Source organism: Streptomyces sp. NPDC005195, from assembly GCF_040608315.1.
Lineage (GTDB): Bacteria > Actinomycetota > Actinomycetes > Streptomycetales > Streptomycetaceae > Streptomyces > Streptomyces kaempferi.
In genome coordinates this window covers 18,826-34,346 of sequence record NZ_JBEXHZ010000013.1, presented here as the reverse complement: position 1 = coordinate 34,346, position 15,521 = coordinate 18,826, and the positions used below count along the sequence as shown (strand labels likewise).

17 protein-coding genes are annotated in these 15,521 nt (G+C 72.0%); 6 read left to right on the top strand and 11 right to left on the bottom strand.

What is annotated here, in order from left to right; translation table 11 throughout:
• Positions 1–81 precede the first annotated feature (81 nt).
• Genes ABZV34_RS16665 through ABZV34_RS16655 form a run of 3 tightly spaced genes read right to left on the bottom strand, consistent with a single transcriptional unit; the run spans position 82 to position 3,061 of the window.
• Complete coding sequence (locus ABZV34_RS16665; RefSeq protein ID WP_356276268.1) at positions 82–1,038, bottom strand: 3-oxoacyl-ACP reductase; 957 nt, start codon at positions 1,036–1,038, stop codon at positions 82–84.
• A gap of 31 nt (positions 1,039–1,069) precedes the next feature.
• Positions 1,070–2,146: a Zn-dependent alcohol dehydrogenase gene (locus ABZV34_RS16660; protein ID WP_356276265.1), complete on the bottom strand. Its 1,077-nt coding sequence runs from the start codon at positions 2,144–2,146 to the stop codon at positions 1,070–1,072.
• Between the two features lie 30 nt (positions 2,147–2,176).
• Positions 2,177–3,061 (bottom strand): MaoC/PaaZ C-terminal domain-containing protein, encoded by an 885-nt coding sequence (locus ABZV34_RS16655; protein ID WP_356276262.1) that lies wholly within the window; start codon positions 3,059–3,061, stop codon positions 2,177–2,179.
• 356 nt (positions 3,062–3,417) lie between these two features.
• On the opposite strand from ABZV34_RS16655, the gene ABZV34_RS16650 reads away from it, so the two are divergent.
• The 4 genes from ABZV34_RS16650 to ABZV34_RS16635 all read left to right on the top strand — a co-directional run bounded on the left by ABZV34_RS16650 (position 3,418) and on the right by ABZV34_RS16635 (position 7,210).
• Positions 3,418–4,299, top strand: coding sequence for an ABC transporter ATP-binding protein (locus ABZV34_RS16650; RefSeq protein ID WP_356276594.1), 882 nt, complete (start codon positions 3,418–3,420; stop codon positions 4,297–4,299).
• On the top strand, positions 4,299–5,021 hold the full coding sequence (locus tag ABZV34_RS16645) for an ABC transporter permease (RefSeq protein WP_356276259.1): 723 nt from the start codon (positions 4,299–4,301) through the stop codon (positions 5,019–5,021). The genes ABZV34_RS16650 and ABZV34_RS16645 overlap by 1 nt, the downstream gene beginning before the upstream one ends.
• Positions 5,022–5,141: 120 nt before the next feature.
• Positions 5,142–6,509 carry a sensor histidine kinase gene (locus tag ABZV34_RS16640; RefSeq protein ID WP_356276256.1) on the top strand — a complete coding sequence of 456 codons (1,368 nt, stop codon included), beginning with the start codon at positions 5,142–5,144 and terminating at the stop codon, positions 6,507–6,509.
• A 68-nt stretch (positions 6,510–6,577) separates the two neighbouring features.
• On the top strand, positions 6,578–7,210 hold the full coding sequence (locus tag ABZV34_RS16635) for a response regulator transcription factor (protein WP_168533566.1): 633 nt from the start codon (positions 6,578–6,580) through the stop codon (positions 7,208–7,210).
• A 34-nt stretch (positions 7,211–7,244) separates the two neighbouring features.
• Here the strand turns inward: ABZV34_RS16635 and ABZV34_RS16630 are convergent, their stop codons facing one another.
• The 3 genes from ABZV34_RS16630 to ABZV34_RS16620 all read right to left on the bottom strand — a co-directional run bounded on the left by ABZV34_RS16630 (position 7,245) and on the right by ABZV34_RS16620 (position 10,031).
• Entirely contained in the window at positions 7,245–8,075 is an 831-nt protein-coding gene (locus ABZV34_RS16630) for a hypothetical protein (protein WP_356276253.1), read from the bottom strand.
• Positions 8,072–8,611, bottom strand: coding sequence for a SigE family RNA polymerase sigma factor (locus ABZV34_RS16625; protein WP_356276250.1), 540 nt, complete (start codon positions 8,609–8,611; stop codon positions 8,072–8,074). The genes ABZV34_RS16630 and ABZV34_RS16625 overlap by 4 nt, the downstream gene beginning before the upstream one ends.
• 223 nt (positions 8,612–8,834) lie before the next feature.
• On the bottom strand, positions 8,835–10,031 hold the full coding sequence (locus tag ABZV34_RS16620; RefSeq protein ID WP_356276247.1) for a lipid-transfer protein: 1,197 nt from the start codon (positions 10,029–10,031) through the stop codon (positions 8,835–8,837).
• Positions 10,032–10,269: 238 nt separating this feature from the next.
• Between ABZV34_RS16620 and ABZV34_RS16615 the strand changes: the two genes are divergently transcribed.
• Positions 10,270–12,009, top strand: a complete 1,740-nt coding sequence (locus tag ABZV34_RS16615) for an MFS transporter (protein ID WP_356276244.1) — start codon at positions 10,270–10,272, stop codon at positions 12,007–12,009.
• 187 nt (positions 12,010–12,196) lie between these two features.
• Positions 12,197–12,847 (top strand): class I SAM-dependent methyltransferase, encoded by a 651-nt coding sequence (locus tag ABZV34_RS16610; protein ID WP_356276241.1) that lies wholly within the window; start codon positions 12,197–12,199, stop codon positions 12,845–12,847.
• A 100-nt stretch (positions 12,848–12,947) separates the two neighbouring features.
• Here the strand turns inward: ABZV34_RS16610 and ABZV34_RS16605 are convergent, their stop codons facing one another.
• The 5 genes from ABZV34_RS16605 to ABZV34_RS16585 form a co-directional block, all read right to left on the bottom strand.
• Positions 12,948–13,436, bottom strand: coding sequence for a tyrosine-type recombinase/integrase (locus ABZV34_RS16605; protein ID WP_356276238.1), 489 nt, complete (start codon positions 13,434–13,436; stop codon positions 12,948–12,950).
• 38 nt (positions 13,437–13,474) lie between these two features.
• Entirely contained in the window at positions 13,475–14,038 is a 564-nt protein-coding gene (locus ABZV34_RS16600; RefSeq protein WP_356276235.1) for a hypothetical protein, read from the bottom strand.
• A gap of 61 nt (positions 14,039–14,099) precedes the next feature.
• On the bottom strand, positions 14,100–14,288 hold the full coding sequence (locus tag ABZV34_RS16595; protein ID WP_356276232.1) for a hypothetical protein: 189 nt from the start codon (positions 14,286–14,288) through the stop codon (positions 14,100–14,102).
• 330 nt (positions 14,289–14,618) lie between these two features.
• A complete protein-coding gene (locus ABZV34_RS16590) occupies positions 14,619–15,020 on the bottom strand; it encodes a hypothetical protein (RefSeq protein ID WP_356276229.1) in 402 nt (133 codons plus the stop codon).
• Positions 15,017–15,481, bottom strand: coding sequence for a hypothetical protein (locus ABZV34_RS16585; RefSeq protein WP_356276226.1), 465 nt, complete (start codon positions 15,479–15,481; stop codon positions 15,017–15,019). Before ABZV34_RS16585 ends, ABZV34_RS16590 begins: the two co-directional genes overlap by 4 nt.
• Positions 15,482–15,521: the final 40 nt, after the last annotated feature.

Sequence of the window (15,521 nt, the reverse complement as noted above, 5' to 3'; positions counted from 1 at the left end):
TCGGCCCGGTACGGTCCCACCGGGTCCTGCATGGTCCCGCCCGGTCCTGCCCTGTCCCGCATGACCCCGCCCTGTCGGGTGCTACCCGCGCTTCAGTCCGAGTACCTCCGCCGCCGCGAACGTCTCCCCGCGTGGGCGCCCGGCGTAGTGCGGGCTGAGCAGGGCGTCGAGTTCGTCGTAGGTGAAGGCGTCCTGCTTGGTGTCGAACTTGGCGGCCACCCGCGGCCGTTCGACGACCGCCACCATGCCGCCGTGCACGACGAGCAGTTGGCCGTTGACGTGCGCGGCGGCGGGCGAGACCAAGTAGCCGACGAGCGGGGCGACATGCTCGGGGGCGAGCGGGTCCAGCCCCTCCCCCCGCTCCGCACCGGCCTGTCGGTCCGGGAAGCCCGCGAACACGTCCTCGGTCATACGGGTCCGGGCGCGCGGGCAGATGACGTTCGCCGTCACCCCGTACCTGGCCAGCGCCAGCGCGGTCGACGTGGTCAGACCGACGATCCCGCCCTTGGCCGCCGCGTAGTTGGGCTGTCCCGCCGAACCCGCGAGGAACGCCTCCGACGAGGTGTTGACGATCCGCCCGTACACCGGTCCGTCCGCCGCCTTGGACCGCGCCCGCCAGTGCACGGACGCGAAGTGCGTCATGTTGAAGTGGCCCTTGAGATGGACCCGGATCACCGAGTCCCACTCCTCCTCGGACATCGAGAAGACCATCCGGTCGCGCAGGATGCCCGCGTTGTTGACCAGGATGTCCAGTCCGCCGAACTCGGCGACCGCCGACTCGACCAGCCCGCGAGCCTGTTCGTGGTCGGCGACGTCGCCGGTGTGGGCGAGGGCACGGCCGCCCCCGGCACGGATCTCGGCGGCGACCTCCTCGGCGGGCGCGGCCGAGGCCGCGCCCGAACCGTCCCGCCCGGGGCGCCCGTAGTCGTTGACGACGACGGACGCGCCCAGGCCGGCGAGCTCCAGCGCCTCGGCCCGGCCGAGGCCGCGCCCCGCGCCGGTGACGATCGCGGTCAGCCCCTCGAGTGGCAGTGACATCAGGGTCCTCAGCGGTGGTCGGGGTCGGGGGTCAGATCTCGATGCAGGTGCGCAGGGCGGTGCCCGTCCGCATCTGGTCCAGTGCCTCGTTGATCCCGGACAGCGGCACCCGGTGGGTGATCAGGCCCTCCAGGTCGATGCGGCCCGCACGCCACAGGGCGATGGTCCGTTCGTAGGAGCGCAGGACGTCACCGCCGCCGTACATGGAGGGCAGGATGCGCTTCTCGTCGAAGAACAGCTCGAACATGTTGAGCTGGAGGAAGTCGTCCATGGCGCCCGCGCCGACGACGACGAGGGTGCCGCCGCGCCGGGTGTTCTCGTAGGCGGTGCGGGCGGTGGCCGACCTGCCGACGACCTCGAAGACGTAGTCGAAGCCCTCGCCCGCGGTCACCGACTGCTTGGCGTCGGCGAGTGCGTCCGGCGCGACCGCCCTCGTCGCGCCGAACCTCAGCGCGGCCTCGCGACGGGAGGCGACCGGGTCGACGGCGACGATCTCGGCGGCGCCCTTGAGCCGCGCGCCCTGGATGGCGGAGATGCCGACGCCGCCGCAGCCGATCACCGCGACCGACGAACCGGCCTCCACGTCGGCGGTGTTGAGGGCAGCACCGAGCCCGGTCGTGACGCCGCAGCCGATGAGGGCCGCGATGTCGAAAGGCACGTCGTCGGGGATGGGCACGGCGCAGCCCGCGTCCACCACGACCTCCTCCGCGAAGGTGCCGGTCCCCGCGAAGCCGAAGACGTCCTGGCCGGAGCGCCTGAAGTTGGGGGTGCCCGCGTTCATGAACCCGGCCAGGCACAGCTCGGTCTGGCCGCGCTTGCAGGCGGGACAGGCGCCGCAGGCCGGCAGCCAGCAGACGACGACCCGGTCGCCGGGCTTGAGGTGGGTGACGCCCTCGCCCACCTCGGTGACCTCCCCGGCGCCCTCGTGGCCGGGCACGAACGGCGCGGGCTGCGGCAGTACGCCGCTCATCGCGGACAGGTCCGAGTGGCACAGTCCGGTGGCCCGCACCCGGATCCTGACCCTTCCGGGGCCGAAACCCACCGCCTCGACGTCGTCGAGGACGTCGAGTTTGTCCTGGCCTGTCTCGTGCTGTACGGCTGCGCGCATGGCGCGGCTCCTCTCAACGGTGGGCTGGGCTCACGCGTGCTCGACGACGGTGTCGGCCAGCACCGGCGCGTCGTCCCGGTCGGCCGCGGTCACCGCCACCCGGATCCCGCCGTCCGGGGCCGGTCCGCGCCACATGCTGACGCGCAGGGTCTCGCCGGGGAACACGACACCGGCGAAGCGGGTGGTGTACGAGCGGACGCGGGTCACGTCCCCGCCGAGCAGCGTGTCGACGACCGCCTTGAGCGTCACGCCGTACGTGCACAGGCCGTGCAGGATCGGCCGGTCGAAGCCGGCCAGCTTGGCGAAGTCGGGGTCGGCGTGCAGCGGGTTCCAGTCGCCGGAGAGCCGGTAGAGCAGCGCCTGGTCCTCACGGACCGGGCGCTCGACGGTCCGGTCCGGCGGCCCGTCCGGTGCGTCGAGGCGGGTGGAGGGGCCGCGGTCGCCGCCCCAGCCGCCCTCTCCGCGTACGAAGATCTGGGCGTCGTTCGTCCACAGCGGTCCCCCGGCGTCCGCGACCTCGGTGCGCATGACCAGGATCGCGGCCTTGCCCTTGTCGTACACGGCGGCGATCCGTCCGGTGGCCGTCGCCCTGCCCTCGGCCGGTATCGGGCGGTGCAGTACGACGCGCTGTCCGCCGTGCAGGACGCGGGTGAGGTCGACGTCGACCCCGGGCATGGACAGACCGCTGATCACACCGGGGGAGCCGTTGCCCGCGACGGTGGCGAAGCTCGGCAGGACGTGCAGTCGGGATTCGAGGGTGTACCGCAGTTCGTCGGCGTCCGTGGCGGGGCTGCGCTTGTCCGGGTTCGCGCCCGCTCCGAGGCCGAGGTGGTAGAGCTGGACGTCCTTCCGGTCCCAGGTGATCTCACCGATGCGGGGTTCGGCGGCGAGGGCCTTTGCGGCGTCGATGGGCATGGGGCTCCTGATCACTAGCGCGAAAGACCTCGATGCGGCCGTCCGCACCGTCGGCCGCACCGAGGTCGACACAGGGCCTCGGAACCCGCCCGTTCTAGAACGCGTTCCAGTACGGCGACCCCCTGTATAGCCCAGCGCCCCGGAGTTGTGAAGGCTGCTGACGTCATGTCAGATCCGGACTCACGGCGGGGCCGTGACATTTGTCCCGGCCGACTGCCCACAAGTGCCTCTGCCGGGCCCGGCGTCCGGCTCGTAGCGTCGTCCTCATGACATGGACCACGGGGACGACGGCCATCACGGGGACCACGGGATCGACGGAGACAACGGGGGCGGAAGCGGCGGAGACGGAAGCGGCGGTGTCCTTCACGGGGGCCGTCAAGGCGTTCGGCGCGGTGCGCGCCGTGGACGGGGTGGATCTGGAGATCGCCCGCGGCGAGACCGTGGCGCTGCTCGGGCGCAACGGGGCGGGCAAGTCGACCACGATCTCCCTCCTGCTCGGACTGGACGAGCCCGACGAGGGATCGGTCGCGCTCTTCGGCGGGCCCCCGGAGCGGGCGGTGCGCGCCGGGCGGGTCGGCGCCATGCTCCAGGAGGCGCGGCCGGTGTCCCGCGTCACCGTCCGCGAGCTGGTCTCCTTCGTGGCGGGCCGCTATCCGGCGCCGCTGCCGGTGGACGAGGCGCTGCGGCTGGCGGGGATCACGGAGCTGGCGGGGCGGCGCGCCGACCGGCTCTCCGGCGGCCAGTCGCAGCGGGTGCGGTTCGCGGTGGCGCTCGCCGGGAACCCCGCGCTGATCGTGCTCGACGAGCCGACCGCCGCGCTGGACGTGGAGGCGCGGCAGGCGTTCTGGGCGTCGATGCGGGCGTACGCGCGGCGCGGGCACACCGTCCTGTTCTCCACGCACTACCTGGACGAGGCCGACGCGCACGCGGACCGGATCCTCGTCATCGACCGGGGGCGGATCGTCGCGGACGGCACCGGTGAGCAGCTCAAGCGGTCGGTGGGCGGCAACCTGGTCTCCTTCGACCTGGCCGGGGCGAGCACGCGGGGGCTGACCCTGCTGCCCGGCGTGGTGTCGGTGGAGGTGCGCGGGGACCGTGCGCGGCTGCGGACGGACGACTCGGACGCGACGGTGGTCGCACTGGCCCAACGGGGCTCGATCCGTGGCCTGGAGGTCACCGCGGCGTCACTGGACGACGCGTTCCTGGCCCTCACCTCATCTGCTCTGGAGGCGGTGTGATGTTGGACTACCTGCGGCTGGAGGTACGCCGCACGCTGCGCGACACCGGCTTCGTGATCGGTGGCGTGGCGATGCCCGTGATGATGTATCTGCTGTTCACCAACCTCGGCGGCGGAGGCGACGACGGCGGCTGGAAGACCGGTTCGATGATCGGGATGGCCGCGTACGGGGCGGTGGGTTCGGCCCTGAACACCGGCGGCGGGGTCGCCGAGGACCGGGTGACCGGCTGGCTGCGACAGCTCCGGGTGACGCCGATGACACCGCGCGAGGTGGTGCTGGGGCGGGCGCTGACCGGCTCGGTGACCGTGCTGCCGGCGATCGCCGCGGTGCTGACGGCGGGCGGAGTGGTCAACGACGTACGTCTGGCGGCCTGGCAGTGGGCGGCGGTCGCGGTGCTGCTCTGGCTCGGCTCCGTCCCCTTCACGCTGCTCGGCCTCGGCAACGGCTACCGGCTGACCGCGCAGACCACCGGCGTCGTGAACATGGCGTGCAACCTGGGGCTCTCGGTGGTGGGCGGTCTGTGGTTCCCCATCACCCTGTTCCCCGGCTGGCTGCGGTCGGTGTCCGTGTACACGCCGGCCAACCGCTTCGCGGAGCTCGGCATGTCCGTCACCGACGGCCGCGCTCCGGCGCTCGGCGCGGTCGCGGTGCTCGTGGCCTGGCTGCTGGCGTTCGGTTCGTACGCTGTGGTCTCGTACCGCAGGGCGGGGCGGTTCGCCTGAGAGACGGAGGGGGCGGGCCGTCCGTACCGCGGCAGCCCGCCCCGGCGGCGGGCCGTCCGTCCGTACGGCGGCGGGAACCGGGACAGATACCGGCAGGAGCGGGGAACGGGGAGCGCGGACATGGCGTGGACGGACAGCTCGTGGGCACGCGGGATCGTCGGCCGGCTGACGGCGTGGCGGGAGTCGCGGCGGCGGTGGAAGGCGGACATGGCGCGGTTCAAGGCGGCGCGGCGCACCGCGCGCGGGAACGGGGAGCCGCCACCGGAGAATCCGGGGCCGCCGCCGACCGGCTTCGCCCTGCTGCCGTGGCTGCTGCTGGGCATGGGCGCCTTCTCCAACCTGTTCCAGGGCACGACCGCGAACCCCTGGATAGGCGCCATCGGCCTGCTCACCTTCAACTCCCTGTACATCTACGTCGCGTTCCGCGCCTTCGTGAAGGTGACGCGCGAGGCCCGCTCCACCCGCCTGGCGCTCGCCGCGATGGCGATCCTGACCTGCGGCCTCGCCATCGGCTACGGCGGCAACTGGCTGCTGTTCTTCCCGCTGCTGGGTCTCGCGACGGGGGCGACCCTGCGCGGTCCCTGGCTCGGCCGGGCGGGCATCGGTCTGGCCGCGCTGGCGGGCGCCGTCGCCGGTTACCAGGAGGGCTGGGACGCGATCAACATCGCGTACGGCACCTTCCTGTCCACGATGGTCACGGCGGCGATCCTGTCCCTCGCCGAGGCGGTACGGGAGCTGCGGGCGGCCCGTGAGGAGCTGGCCCGGCGCGCCGTCGAGAAGGAGCGCCTGCGCTTCTCGCGTGACCTGCACGACCTGCTCGGCCACACCCTCTCCGTGATCGTGGTGAAGTCGGAGGCGGCCCGCCGGCTGGCGCCCCGCGATCTGGAGGCGGCCCTGGTGCAGGTCACGGACATCGAGTCGGTCGGCAGGCAGGCCCTCACGGAGATCCGCGAGGCGGTCACCGGCTACCGCGAGGGCAGCCTCGCCACCGAGCTGGACCGGGCGCGGTCCGCGCTGTCCGCGGTGGGCGTCGACCCGGTCGTACGGCAGTCGGGGCCGCCTCTCGTGCCGCGGTCGGAGGCCCTGCTGGGCTGGGTGGTGCGCGAGGCGGTCACCAACGTCGTCCGGCACAGCGGCGCGACCCGCTGCGAGATCACCGTCACCGGTACGCGGGACCGGGTCCGTCTGGAGGTCGCGGACGACGGGGACGGCGTGCTCTCCCCGCCGTCCGTGCCGGGCATCGGCGGAACCGGTCTGAAGGGCCTGACCGAACGTCTGGCGGCGGCCGGCGGATCCCTGCGGGCCGGCCCGTCCCCGCGCGGCGGCTTCACGGTCACCGCCGAACTCCCCGTCGAGGGTGAACTCCCCCCGCAGGACGAGCTGCCCGCGGAGGGCGAACTCCCCACGGCGGGTGGCCTCCCCGGCCAGGGCGCGCTCCCCGCGGACGCGGCCGAGCCGCCGCTGTCGAAGGCCCCCGGACCACGGTGACCACCCATCTCACCTCGTCCGTCCCGGACATGACGCCGCCACGGGCCTACGCTGGGCCCGTGGACGAGATGCCCCGGGACCACCGGCCGGTGAAGTGTGTGAGGGTCCTGCTCGCCGAGGACCAGGGAATGATGCGCGGGGCGCTCGCCCTGCTGCTCGGCATGGAGGAGGATCTGGAGGTCGTCGCGCAGGTGGCGTCCGGCGACGCGATCGTGGACGCGGCGCTGCTGCACCGCCCGGACGTGGCCCTGCTGGACATCGAACTGCCCGGCATGAGCGGTCTGGACGCCGCCGCCGAGCTGCGCCGACAGGCCCCGGACTGCCGGGTGCTGATCCTCACCACCTTCGGACGGCCCGGGTATCTGCGCCGTGCCATGGAGGCGGGCGCCGCGGGGTTCCTGGTCAAGGACGGGCCCGTGGAGGAACTGGCCGAGGCGATCCGGCGGGTGCTGACCGGCGAGAGGGTCATCGACCCGGCGCTGGCCGCCGCCGCGCTGAGCGCCGGGCCCAGTCCGCTCACCGCCCGCGAATGCGACGTGCTGAAGGCCTCGGTGGACGGCGCCACCGTCGCCGACATCGCGGGCAGGCTCCACCTGTCCGAGTCGACGGTCCGCAACTACCTGTCCTCCGCGATCGGCAAGACCGGCACCCGCAACCGTATGGAGGCGATGCGGGAGGCCCGTCAGCAGGGATGGCTCTGACCGGCGGCCGCCCGCGCCTCCTGCCGCGCGGCTCCTACTTCGTCACCGCCACGGTCCCGAAGGTCCTGCCCTCCGGTCCCAGGCAGACGAACCAGTCGGACGGGGAACCGTCCGCCGGGCGGATCAGGTCCTCGAAGTCCCCGGCGATGCCCGTCCCCGGGGCGGGCCGGTACGCCGTGGTCGTCGTGGCGTCGTCCCAGGTGCAGGTGACCTCCTGGGCGGTCGGGGGCGCCTGACCGATCACCAGCCGCTGGTCGGAACCGCTCGTGGCCGTCCTCCTCGTCTCCAGCGGCATCGCGGCGGACTGCCGGAACGTGTCGTCGCCCTTCTCGAACGACCCCCGCATCCTGGTCGTCGTCCTGCCGTCCAGGGTCAGGCGCACGACGTACGCGCTCTTGCCGACGAGTCCGGAGGCGGTGGGCGGCTCGACCCCCGGCTTCCCGAACCCGGAGTCGGTCATGGCGTCCAGCTGTCGCTGCGCCTCCGTCCGGTCGCGGGGCGCCCCCCACACGTAGATGATCACCTTCCACTTCTTGCCGTGGTCGGTTCCCCTGGCGAGGGCGCTGCTCCGCGGCTCGTACAGATGCCGTTCGTCGCTCACCGGCGGTCGTGTCGCAGCCGGCGCTACGCGCTTCGCGTCGTCGTCCGTCGCCCCGGCCAGCGCCAGCGTCCCCGTCGAGCCGGCGACCACCAGGGCGGCGGTCGCGGCCATCGCCCAGCGGCGGGCCCTGCGACGCCGGCCGCCGCGCACCAGCGCCTGGCAGGGGGCCGGGCCGATCCTCACCTCGTCCGCGACCGTGGCCAGCAGCACGGCGATGTCCCCGTGCGTCCTGCCGTGGTCGGTCTCCCGGTCCGCGTTCATCATTTCCGCCCTCCGTACGTCACCATGTCGGCCAGTCCCGGTACGGCGCGGAGCTTCGCGATCCCCTTCGCCGCGTTGCTCTTCACCGCGCCCACCGAGCAGCCCATCGCCTCCGCCACCCGTGCCTCGCCCAGGTCCTCCCAGTACCGCAGCACGACCGCCTCGCGCTGGCGTGGCGGCAACTGGGCGAGGGCCTTCAGCAGGGTGCCGCGGTCGTCGGCCTGGGCCATCCGGTCGCCGCCCTCGGGAACCTCGTGGGTGAGGCCCGAGTCGTCCTTCGGCGCCAGGAACTCCTTGAGGCGCCGGCGGTGCCTGCGGGCATGCGCGTTGATCATCACGCGCCGGACGTACGCGTCCGGGTCGTCGGCCGTGCCGACCCTGCGCCAGGCCACGTACACCTGTTCCAGCGTCGACTGGACCAGGTCCTCGGCCGCGTGCTGCTCCCCCGTGAGGAGGAACGCCGTACGCAACAGCCGCGGCCACCGGCCGACGACAAAACCCTGGAACTCCTCGTCCCGGGCCTGTTTCCGATCCCCCATGGGCACCTCCTAGATGTGCATAGGAGTCCACGAGCACCGGTTTTCGTTGCCTCGGTGGCCGGAGATCCTCCGCGGCGGTCCCGGCGGGGCGGGCCCCGCGCCGCCGGACCTCGCAGGTCCACACCGTACGAGGAGCCGGGGCGCGGCCCTCGACGGGGTCTCCGGGGTCCGGGCCGTCCTCGCCCCGGGCTTGGTCACCACGGACGCCGGCCTCCGCCTCGGCTCAGTCGCGTGCCGCCCGCAGCAGCGTGACCACGGCCGCCCCGCCGAGCCCGATGTTGTGGGCGAGGCCGACGCGCGCGTCCGCCACCTGGCGCTCGCCCGCCTCGCCCCGCAACTGCCAGACCAGCTCGGCCACCTGGGCGATCCCGGTCGCCCCCAGCGGGTGCCCCTTCGAGATCAGCCCCCCGGACGGGTTCACCACCCACCGCCCGCCGTAGGTGGTGGCCCCCGACTCGACGAGCTTGCCGGACTCCCCCTCGCCGCACATGCCGAGCGCCTCGTACGTCAGCAGTTCGTTGATCGAGAAGCAGTCGTGCAGTTCCACGACGTCGATGTCGTGGATGCCGAGCCCCGCACGCTCGTAGACCTGGCGCGCGGCCTCCCGGGACATGGGCTGCCCCACGACGTCGATGCACGACCCGGAGGCGAAGGACTCCTCGGTGTCCGTGGTCATCGCCTGCGCGACGATCTCCACCGCCCTGCCGCCCAGCCCGCGCTCCTCGGCGAACCGCTCGGAGACGACGACGGCCGCCGCGGCGCCGTCGGAGGTGGGCGAGCACTGGAGCTTCGTCAGCGGCCGGTGCACGGCCCGGGAGGCGAGGACCTCGTCGACCCCGTACACGTCCTGGAACTGGGCGTACGGGTTGTGCGCCGAGTGCCGGTGGTTCTTGGCGCCGACGGCGGCGAGCTGCGCCTCGGTGGTCCCGTACCTCTCCATGTGCTCGCGTGCCGCGTCACCGAAGATCTGCGCGGTGGGCGGGGACATCTCGAAGCCGTGCCGGGCGGCCATGATCCCGTAGTGCCGGGCCACCGGCGAGGTCGCGAAGTCCCCGCCGTCGGCGCCACCGCCCAGTGCCCCGCGCTTCATCTTCTCGAACCCCAGCGCCAGCACGCAGTCCGAGATCCCGCCCTCGACGAACTGCCGCGCCAGCATCAGGGCGCTCGCCCCGGTGGCGCAGTTGTTGTTGACGTTGTAGACGGGCACGCCGGTCAGGCCGAGCTCGTAGGCGGCCCGCTGTCCCGCGGTGGACGCCTGGAAGCAGTGGCCGACGGGCACCTGCCGGACATCGGAGTACGCGATCCCCGCGTCCCGCAGGGCATGGGTGCCCGCCTCCTTCGCCATGTCCCAGTACTGCCACTCCCGGGTCTCCGGCTTCTCGAAACGGGTCATTCCGACCCCGACGACGTACGCCTTCACGGCACCCCCAGCCTCGCGGTGCGCGCCAGACTAGAACACGTTCTACCGAGGCGCCAGGTCTGACGGCCGTTCAGATCCTCACGAGAAGGTCAAGTTTTCGTTAGTACGCCGAAGCATCGGAATAGTTGCCCCGGCACACCGGGTTCCCCTTGCACGTATCCGGATCGGCTCCCGCACGGATTCCCGCACGGATCGTCCTCCCCTGCTCTCTTCTCTCCCGGCCTGGAGGCCTCACGCAATGACGCACACGACGACCCAACGGCCCGCCCGGAGGACCAGTGCTGCGGTCGTGCCGGTGCTGGCCTTCGCGGGCATCGTTGTCGCGGTGATGCAGACCCTGCTCGTCCCGGTCATCAAGGACCTGCCGGAGCTGCTGGGCACCGCGCCCAGCAACGCCACCTGGGTCATGACCTCGACGCTGCTCGCGGGAGCCGTCGCCACCCCGATCATGGGCCGGCTCGGTGATCTCTTCGGCAAGCGGCGCATGCTGCTCACGAGCCTGTCCGTGATGGTCGTCGGCTCACTGATCGCCGGGTTCACCAGCGATCTGCTCGTGATGATCGCCGGCCGCGCGCTGCAGGGCTTCGCCATGGGCGCGATCCCGCTCGGCATCGGCCTGATGCGCGACATGCTGCCCCGCGAGAAGCTCGGCTCGGCGATGGCCCTGATGAGCTCCTCGATCGGCGTCGGCGGCGGTCTCGCGCTGCCGGTCGCGGCCCTGGTGGCGCAGCACGCCGACTGGCACGCCCTGTTCTTCCTCGCCGCCGGGCTCGGCGTCGTCTCGATCGTGCTGACCCTCGTCGCCGTGCCGGAGTCCCCGATGCGGGCCGAGGGGACCTTCGACGTGCTGGGGGCCATAGGCCTGGCCGCGGGGCTCGTCCTCTTCCTGCTGCCGATCACCAAGGGCAGTGACTGGGGCTGGAGCTCGGGCACCACGCTCGGCCTGTTCGCGGCGTCGGCCGCCGTGCTCGTGCTGTGGGGGGTGATGGAGCTGCGCGTGAAGGCGCCGCTGGTCGACCTGCGCACCACCGTCCGCCGCTCGGTGCTCTTCACCAACCTCGCCTCGATCATGGTCGGTGTCTCCTTCTACGTCGTCTCCCTCGTCCTGCCGCAGCTCCTCCAGCTGCCGAAGGCCACCGGTTACGGTCTCGGCCAGTCGATGGTGGTCGCGGGCCTGTGCGTGGCGCCGCTCGGCCTGACGATGATGTTCACCGCGCCGGTCTACGCCCGGATCTCCGCCAAGTACGGCCCCAAGGTCACGCTGATCCTCGGCATGCTGATCATCGGGATCGGCTACGGCGCGGGTCTCGGCCTGATGAGCGCCGCCTGGCAGACCATCGTGATCGCGGTGATCCTGGGCGCGGGCATCGGCCTCGCCTACTCCTCGCTGCCCGCGCTGATCGTCGGCTCCGTCCCGGCCTCCGAGACGGGTGCGGCCAACGGTCTCAACACCCTGATGCGCTCGATCGGCACGTCGGTGTCCAGCGCCGTCATCGGCATGGTGCTCGCGAACACCGCGAACGACGTCGGCGGTGTCGCGGTCCCGACCCTGCACGGCTTCCGGGTCTCCTTCATGATCGCGACGGGCGCGGTGGCCGTGGGTCTGGTCATGGCCCTCTTCCTGCCCCGCCAGCGGCAGGCGACCAAGCCGCAGCTGATCGCCAGCAGCGCCGAGGACGCCGCGCTGGAGCGGGCCCACGAGGTGCTCGGGGGCTTCCGCGGCCGGGTCCTGGACACGGACGGGGACCCCGTCGCCCGTGCCAAGGTCACCCTGATCGACCGGCGCGGCCGGCAGGCGGGCGCCACCCTCTCCGGGGAGGACGGCAGCTACACGCTGGCCGTGCCCGCCGAGGGCGCGTACGTCCTCGCCGCCAGGGCCGCGGGCCACGGCCCGCTCGCCTCCTCGGCGACGCACTCCGGCGACGACCGCCCGGTCGACCTCGACCTCGCCCTGCCGGGCGAGACGGTCCCCGCGTAGATCCGCGCGAACCGGCCCCACCGCGGGGTACCGCCGATACCGGCGGCTGTCGCGCCCGTGGGGCCCTGTCCGCGCGGAGCCCCACCCCCCGGAGCCCACCCCCGTCGCCCCCCGCGGCGGGGGTGTGGTGCAGCATGGGGCGCTCACGGGCCCGCGCACGCGGGGCCGGTATCACCTGGAGGACCCCATGCCCGCGGTGCCCAAGCCGGAGATCCTCGCCGCCTTCGAGGCCGCCAAGGGGTTCATGCCGCTCGACGAGGGCCTCGCGCTGTACGACGCCGCCGTCGAGGCGGGCCGGCTCGGACTGCCCCTGCTCGAGGTCGGCACCTACTGCGGGCGCTCCACGATCCTGCTCGCCGACGCGGCGCGCGCGGCCGGGGTGCCGGCGATCACCGTCGACCACCACCGGGGCAGCGAGGAGCAGCAGCCCGGGTGGGAGTACCACGACCCGTCCACCGTCGACCCCGAGATCGGCCGCATGGACACCCTGCCCACCTTCCGCCGCACCCTCCACCGGGCGGGCCTGGAGGAGCAGGTGGTCGCGCTCGTCGGCCGCTCACCGCAGATCGCCGCGTTCTGGGAGACACCACTGGGCCTCGTCTTCGTCGACGGCGGTCACACGGACGAGCACGCGTCCGGCGACTACGAGGGCTGGGCTCCCCATGTGGCCGAGGGCGGGCTGCTGCTGATCCACGACGTGTTCCCGGACCCCGCCGACGAGTTCACCGGCCAGGCCCCCTACCGCGTCTACCTCAGGGCCCTGGAGTCGGGCGTGTTCACGGAGATCTCGGTGACCGGCTCACTGCGCGTCCTGCGCCGAACGGGAGCAGGGACCTGAGGGCCCGGTTAGAGTCGCAGACGTGCTCTACCGACTCTCATGTTCACGCAGTTCAGAGGCTGTTTCTTGGAGTGGGCGATCACGGGTATCTCACTTTCTCTCACATCGCAGGCTCTGACGGGCCCTCGGAGATCCCGAGAAGTTCGTTCAGGTGAGTCACGGCCGCGCCCATGTCTGCGGCCGTCGGGTGGACGTACTTCCGCTTGGTGAAGGAGGCGTTCGTGTGGCCGGCCCACGCGGCGAGGACGACGTCCGGGACGCCGTTCACCGCGAGGAACGTCAGCCAGGAGTGCCGAGCGTCGTAGAGGCGGACGCGCCGTAGGTCGAGGTCCGTCATGAGTCGGTACGCGGCCTCGCGCAGGTGCCTGGTCGTGAGCGGCTGGCCGATCTCGTCCACGAACACATAGCCCGAGTCGACGTAGTCCTCGCCCATCGTGGCGCGCTCCGCCTCCTGGAGGACTCGGAAGTTCATCAGGGCAAGACGTACCGGTTCAGGAAGCGGGAGTGTCCGCTCCCCTGCCTCGCTCTTGGTGTCCTTCTCGATGACCTTCGCGTTCCGCAGCATGGTCCGCGTGTTGGCGACGTCCATGCGGGGGCGGGCGGACAGCCGTCACCGGCCTGCCTTGTTCAGTCTCCGGAGCGCGTCCAGGGCTTGCAGCCGGACGTCTTGAAGAACTCACCCTCCTTCAGCGAGACGATCGCTCGTCCGGTGGTGAGGTCGTTGGCGAGGATGGACCCACCGGACGCGTCGCCCATCCGCGCCCAGTAACAGCTAGACGCCGGGTCGGCCGGCCCCTTCGTGGTGTAGGTGCCCGGAGCGATGTACTCGTCGTCCAGCGCCTCCGTCACGTCCTCGTAGTCCGGCTGGTCGTTCGTGGCTTCGTAGGTGCCTTCCTGCACGCCGATGGTTTCACCGAGCGCGTTGTCCGCGTCCTTCAGTGCCTTCTCGAAGTTCTTCTGGGCTTTCTCGTAGTCCTTCTTGGCCTTCTCGGCCGCCGCCTCCTGACTGGTGAGAGGAGCCGGTTTCGCGGACGTGTGGGTAGCGGTTGCCTTGGATGAGGCGGAGGCCTTGGCGTCGTCGCCGCTTCCTCCGCACGATGTAAGCAGTAGGCAGGCAGGCAGCGAGCGTGCCAGTGATGGTGATGTAGCGCATGGTCCCCCCAGGACGTGCGTGTGATGAGGTCGCATCATGCGCTGTATGAGCGACTGGTGTGGGGCGTGTGTCCGGGTTGTGACCCCGATCGGGTGATCCTCAATCCCGGCGCTGCCACCACCTCCAAGCCGCCCGCGGCCCGTCCCAGTAGATGCCCCGCAAGAGCCAGTAGCAGCCGAGCAGCAGGTACCAGCACAGAACGAGTTCCCACCACAGCAGCCAGCCGAGCAGCTTGAACATCAGCACGACGATCTCACCCAGCCCGCCACCGCCTCCGAGTAGCGGCACCGATACCCGTAACGGGCCGATCCCGCCCGACAACCGCACGCCCATGGAACACCCCGATCAGACGGACTCTGCGCGAATGCGGGGCACGGTACCGACAGCATCGACGCCGCTCCGATCTTTCGTCGGATTCCATCCGAAGGAGACGGATCGTGCCGCGGTGGCGGTGGTGTTGTGATGGCCGACTGCCCGTCATGGACTAGGCCGAGCCCGCCCGCCCTCGTACTACTGGGGTGCTGAGGACGGGCGGACAGCCGTCATCGGCCTGCTCCATCGGCGCACGGAGCAGGCCGGCCCCTCCCCGCCGCCAGCCACAGGGCCGACCACGAGAGGTCAGAGCCGAGTACCCACCGCGAGGGTGTCGTTCCCAGCGAGGCGCGCGATCGCGCGCAGCATGACCGCCAGACGGCGATCGTCGAGCTCCCTCACCGCGGTGAGCCCGACGCTGCCGATGCCCACCATGGACAGCGTCAGCCCGAGGAACGCGCGCTGCTCGTCGTCCAGGCCAAGGCTGTAGACGCGTCCTCCCAGACCCTCCCAGCGGACTTCCGATGAGCTGGGCGTGTCCCAGAGGCCGAGCGCGGTCAGCACGTTCTGGCGGGAGAGGATCGTCTGTTCCTCGACAAGGGCCTCCGCGGCAGCCCGCTCCCGGTCGTTCTTCGCCGAGTCGATCAGCCTCTGACCGCGCCGCTCGAGCATGGAACCGTCTGTGGTCTCAGCCGAAGTGACGGTCATCCGAATGCCTCCGCAGGGAGTCGGGGCCCGCCGCCAGGACCAAGCGCAGCGCCGAGCAGTACAGGGTCAGTGAGCCGGCCGGTGCCGTCCGGCCGTTCGATCCACACGCGGCCGCGCACCGGGTACAGGACGGGCGGGCACCGGAGGACCCAGCCGCGGGGGCGGACGGTGATCGTGTGGACGTCGTCGAGCTCGTCGCCGAGGGTCGGCGGCAGGAGCCACCAGGCGATGCCCCGGGGGACGTCCGAGAGGACCGGCCCCCGGCGGTCCGCACTGATTCGCTTGAGCGCGTCCATGGCGTGCGTGAGGGCTGTCTCGGCGACCATCCAGTGACCGCCGATGGGGAACGCCCCCAGTTCCTCGGCGTCCCACAGGGTGCGTATCTCTGCGGGGCTGTCGGCACAGGAGAGGAGCCAGTCCTGTCCTGCCTGCCGTACGTACGGGGCCGGGTGTAGGTCCATGACCAGGATCCTAGGGAACCACGAGAATCAGCGGCCGATC

Coding starts and splice junctions, on each gene's coding strand:
- ABZV34_RS16665 (WP_356276268.1), bottom strand. CDS start 1,038: ATGTCACTGCCACTCGAGGGGCTGACCGCGATCGTCACCGGCGCGGGG.
- ABZV34_RS16660 (WP_356276265.1), bottom strand. CDS start 2,146: ATGCGCGCAGCCGTACAGCACGAGACAGGCCAGGACAAACTCGACGTC.
- ABZV34_RS16655 (WP_356276262.1), bottom strand. CDS start 3,061: ATGCCCATCGACGCCGCAAAGGCCCTCGCCGCCGAACCCCGCATCGGT.
- ABZV34_RS16645 (WP_356276259.1), top strand. CDS start 4,299: ATGTTGGACTACCTGCGGCTGGAGGTACGCCGCACGCTGCGCGACACC.
- ABZV34_RS16640 (WP_356276256.1), top strand. CDS start 5,142: ATGGCGTGGACGGACAGCTCGTGGGCACGCGGGATCGTCGGCCGGCTG.
- ABZV34_RS16635 (WP_168533566.1), top strand. CDS start 6,578: ATGCCCCGGGACCACCGGCCGGTGAAGTGTGTGAGGGTCCTGCTCGCC.
- ABZV34_RS16630 (WP_356276253.1), bottom strand. CDS start 8,075: ATGATGAACGCGGACCGGGAGACCGACCACGGCAGGACGCACGGGGAC.
- ABZV34_RS16625 (WP_356276250.1), bottom strand. CDS start 8,611: ATGGGGGATCGGAAACAGGCCCGGGACGAGGAGTTCCAGGGTTTTGTC.
- ABZV34_RS16615 (WP_356276244.1), top strand. CDS start 10,270: ATGACGCACACGACGACCCAACGGCCCGCCCGGAGGACCAGTGCTGCG.
- ABZV34_RS16610 (WP_356276241.1), top strand. CDS start 12,197: ATGCCCGCGGTGCCCAAGCCGGAGATCCTCGCCGCCTTCGAGGCCGCC.
- ABZV34_RS16605 (WP_356276238.1), bottom strand. CDS start 13,436: ATGGACGTCGCCAACACGCGGACCATGCTGCGGAACGCGAAGGTCATC.
- ABZV34_RS16600 (WP_356276235.1), bottom strand. CDS start 14,038: ATGATGCGACCTCATCACACGCACGTCCTGGGGGGACCATGCGCTACA.
- ABZV34_RS16590 (WP_356276229.1), bottom strand. CDS start 15,020: ATGACCGTCACTTCGGCTGAGACCACAGACGGTTCCATGCTCGAGCGG.
- ABZV34_RS16585 (WP_356276226.1), bottom strand. CDS start 15,481: ATGGACCTACACCCGGCCCCGTACGTACGGCAGGCAGGACAGGACTGG.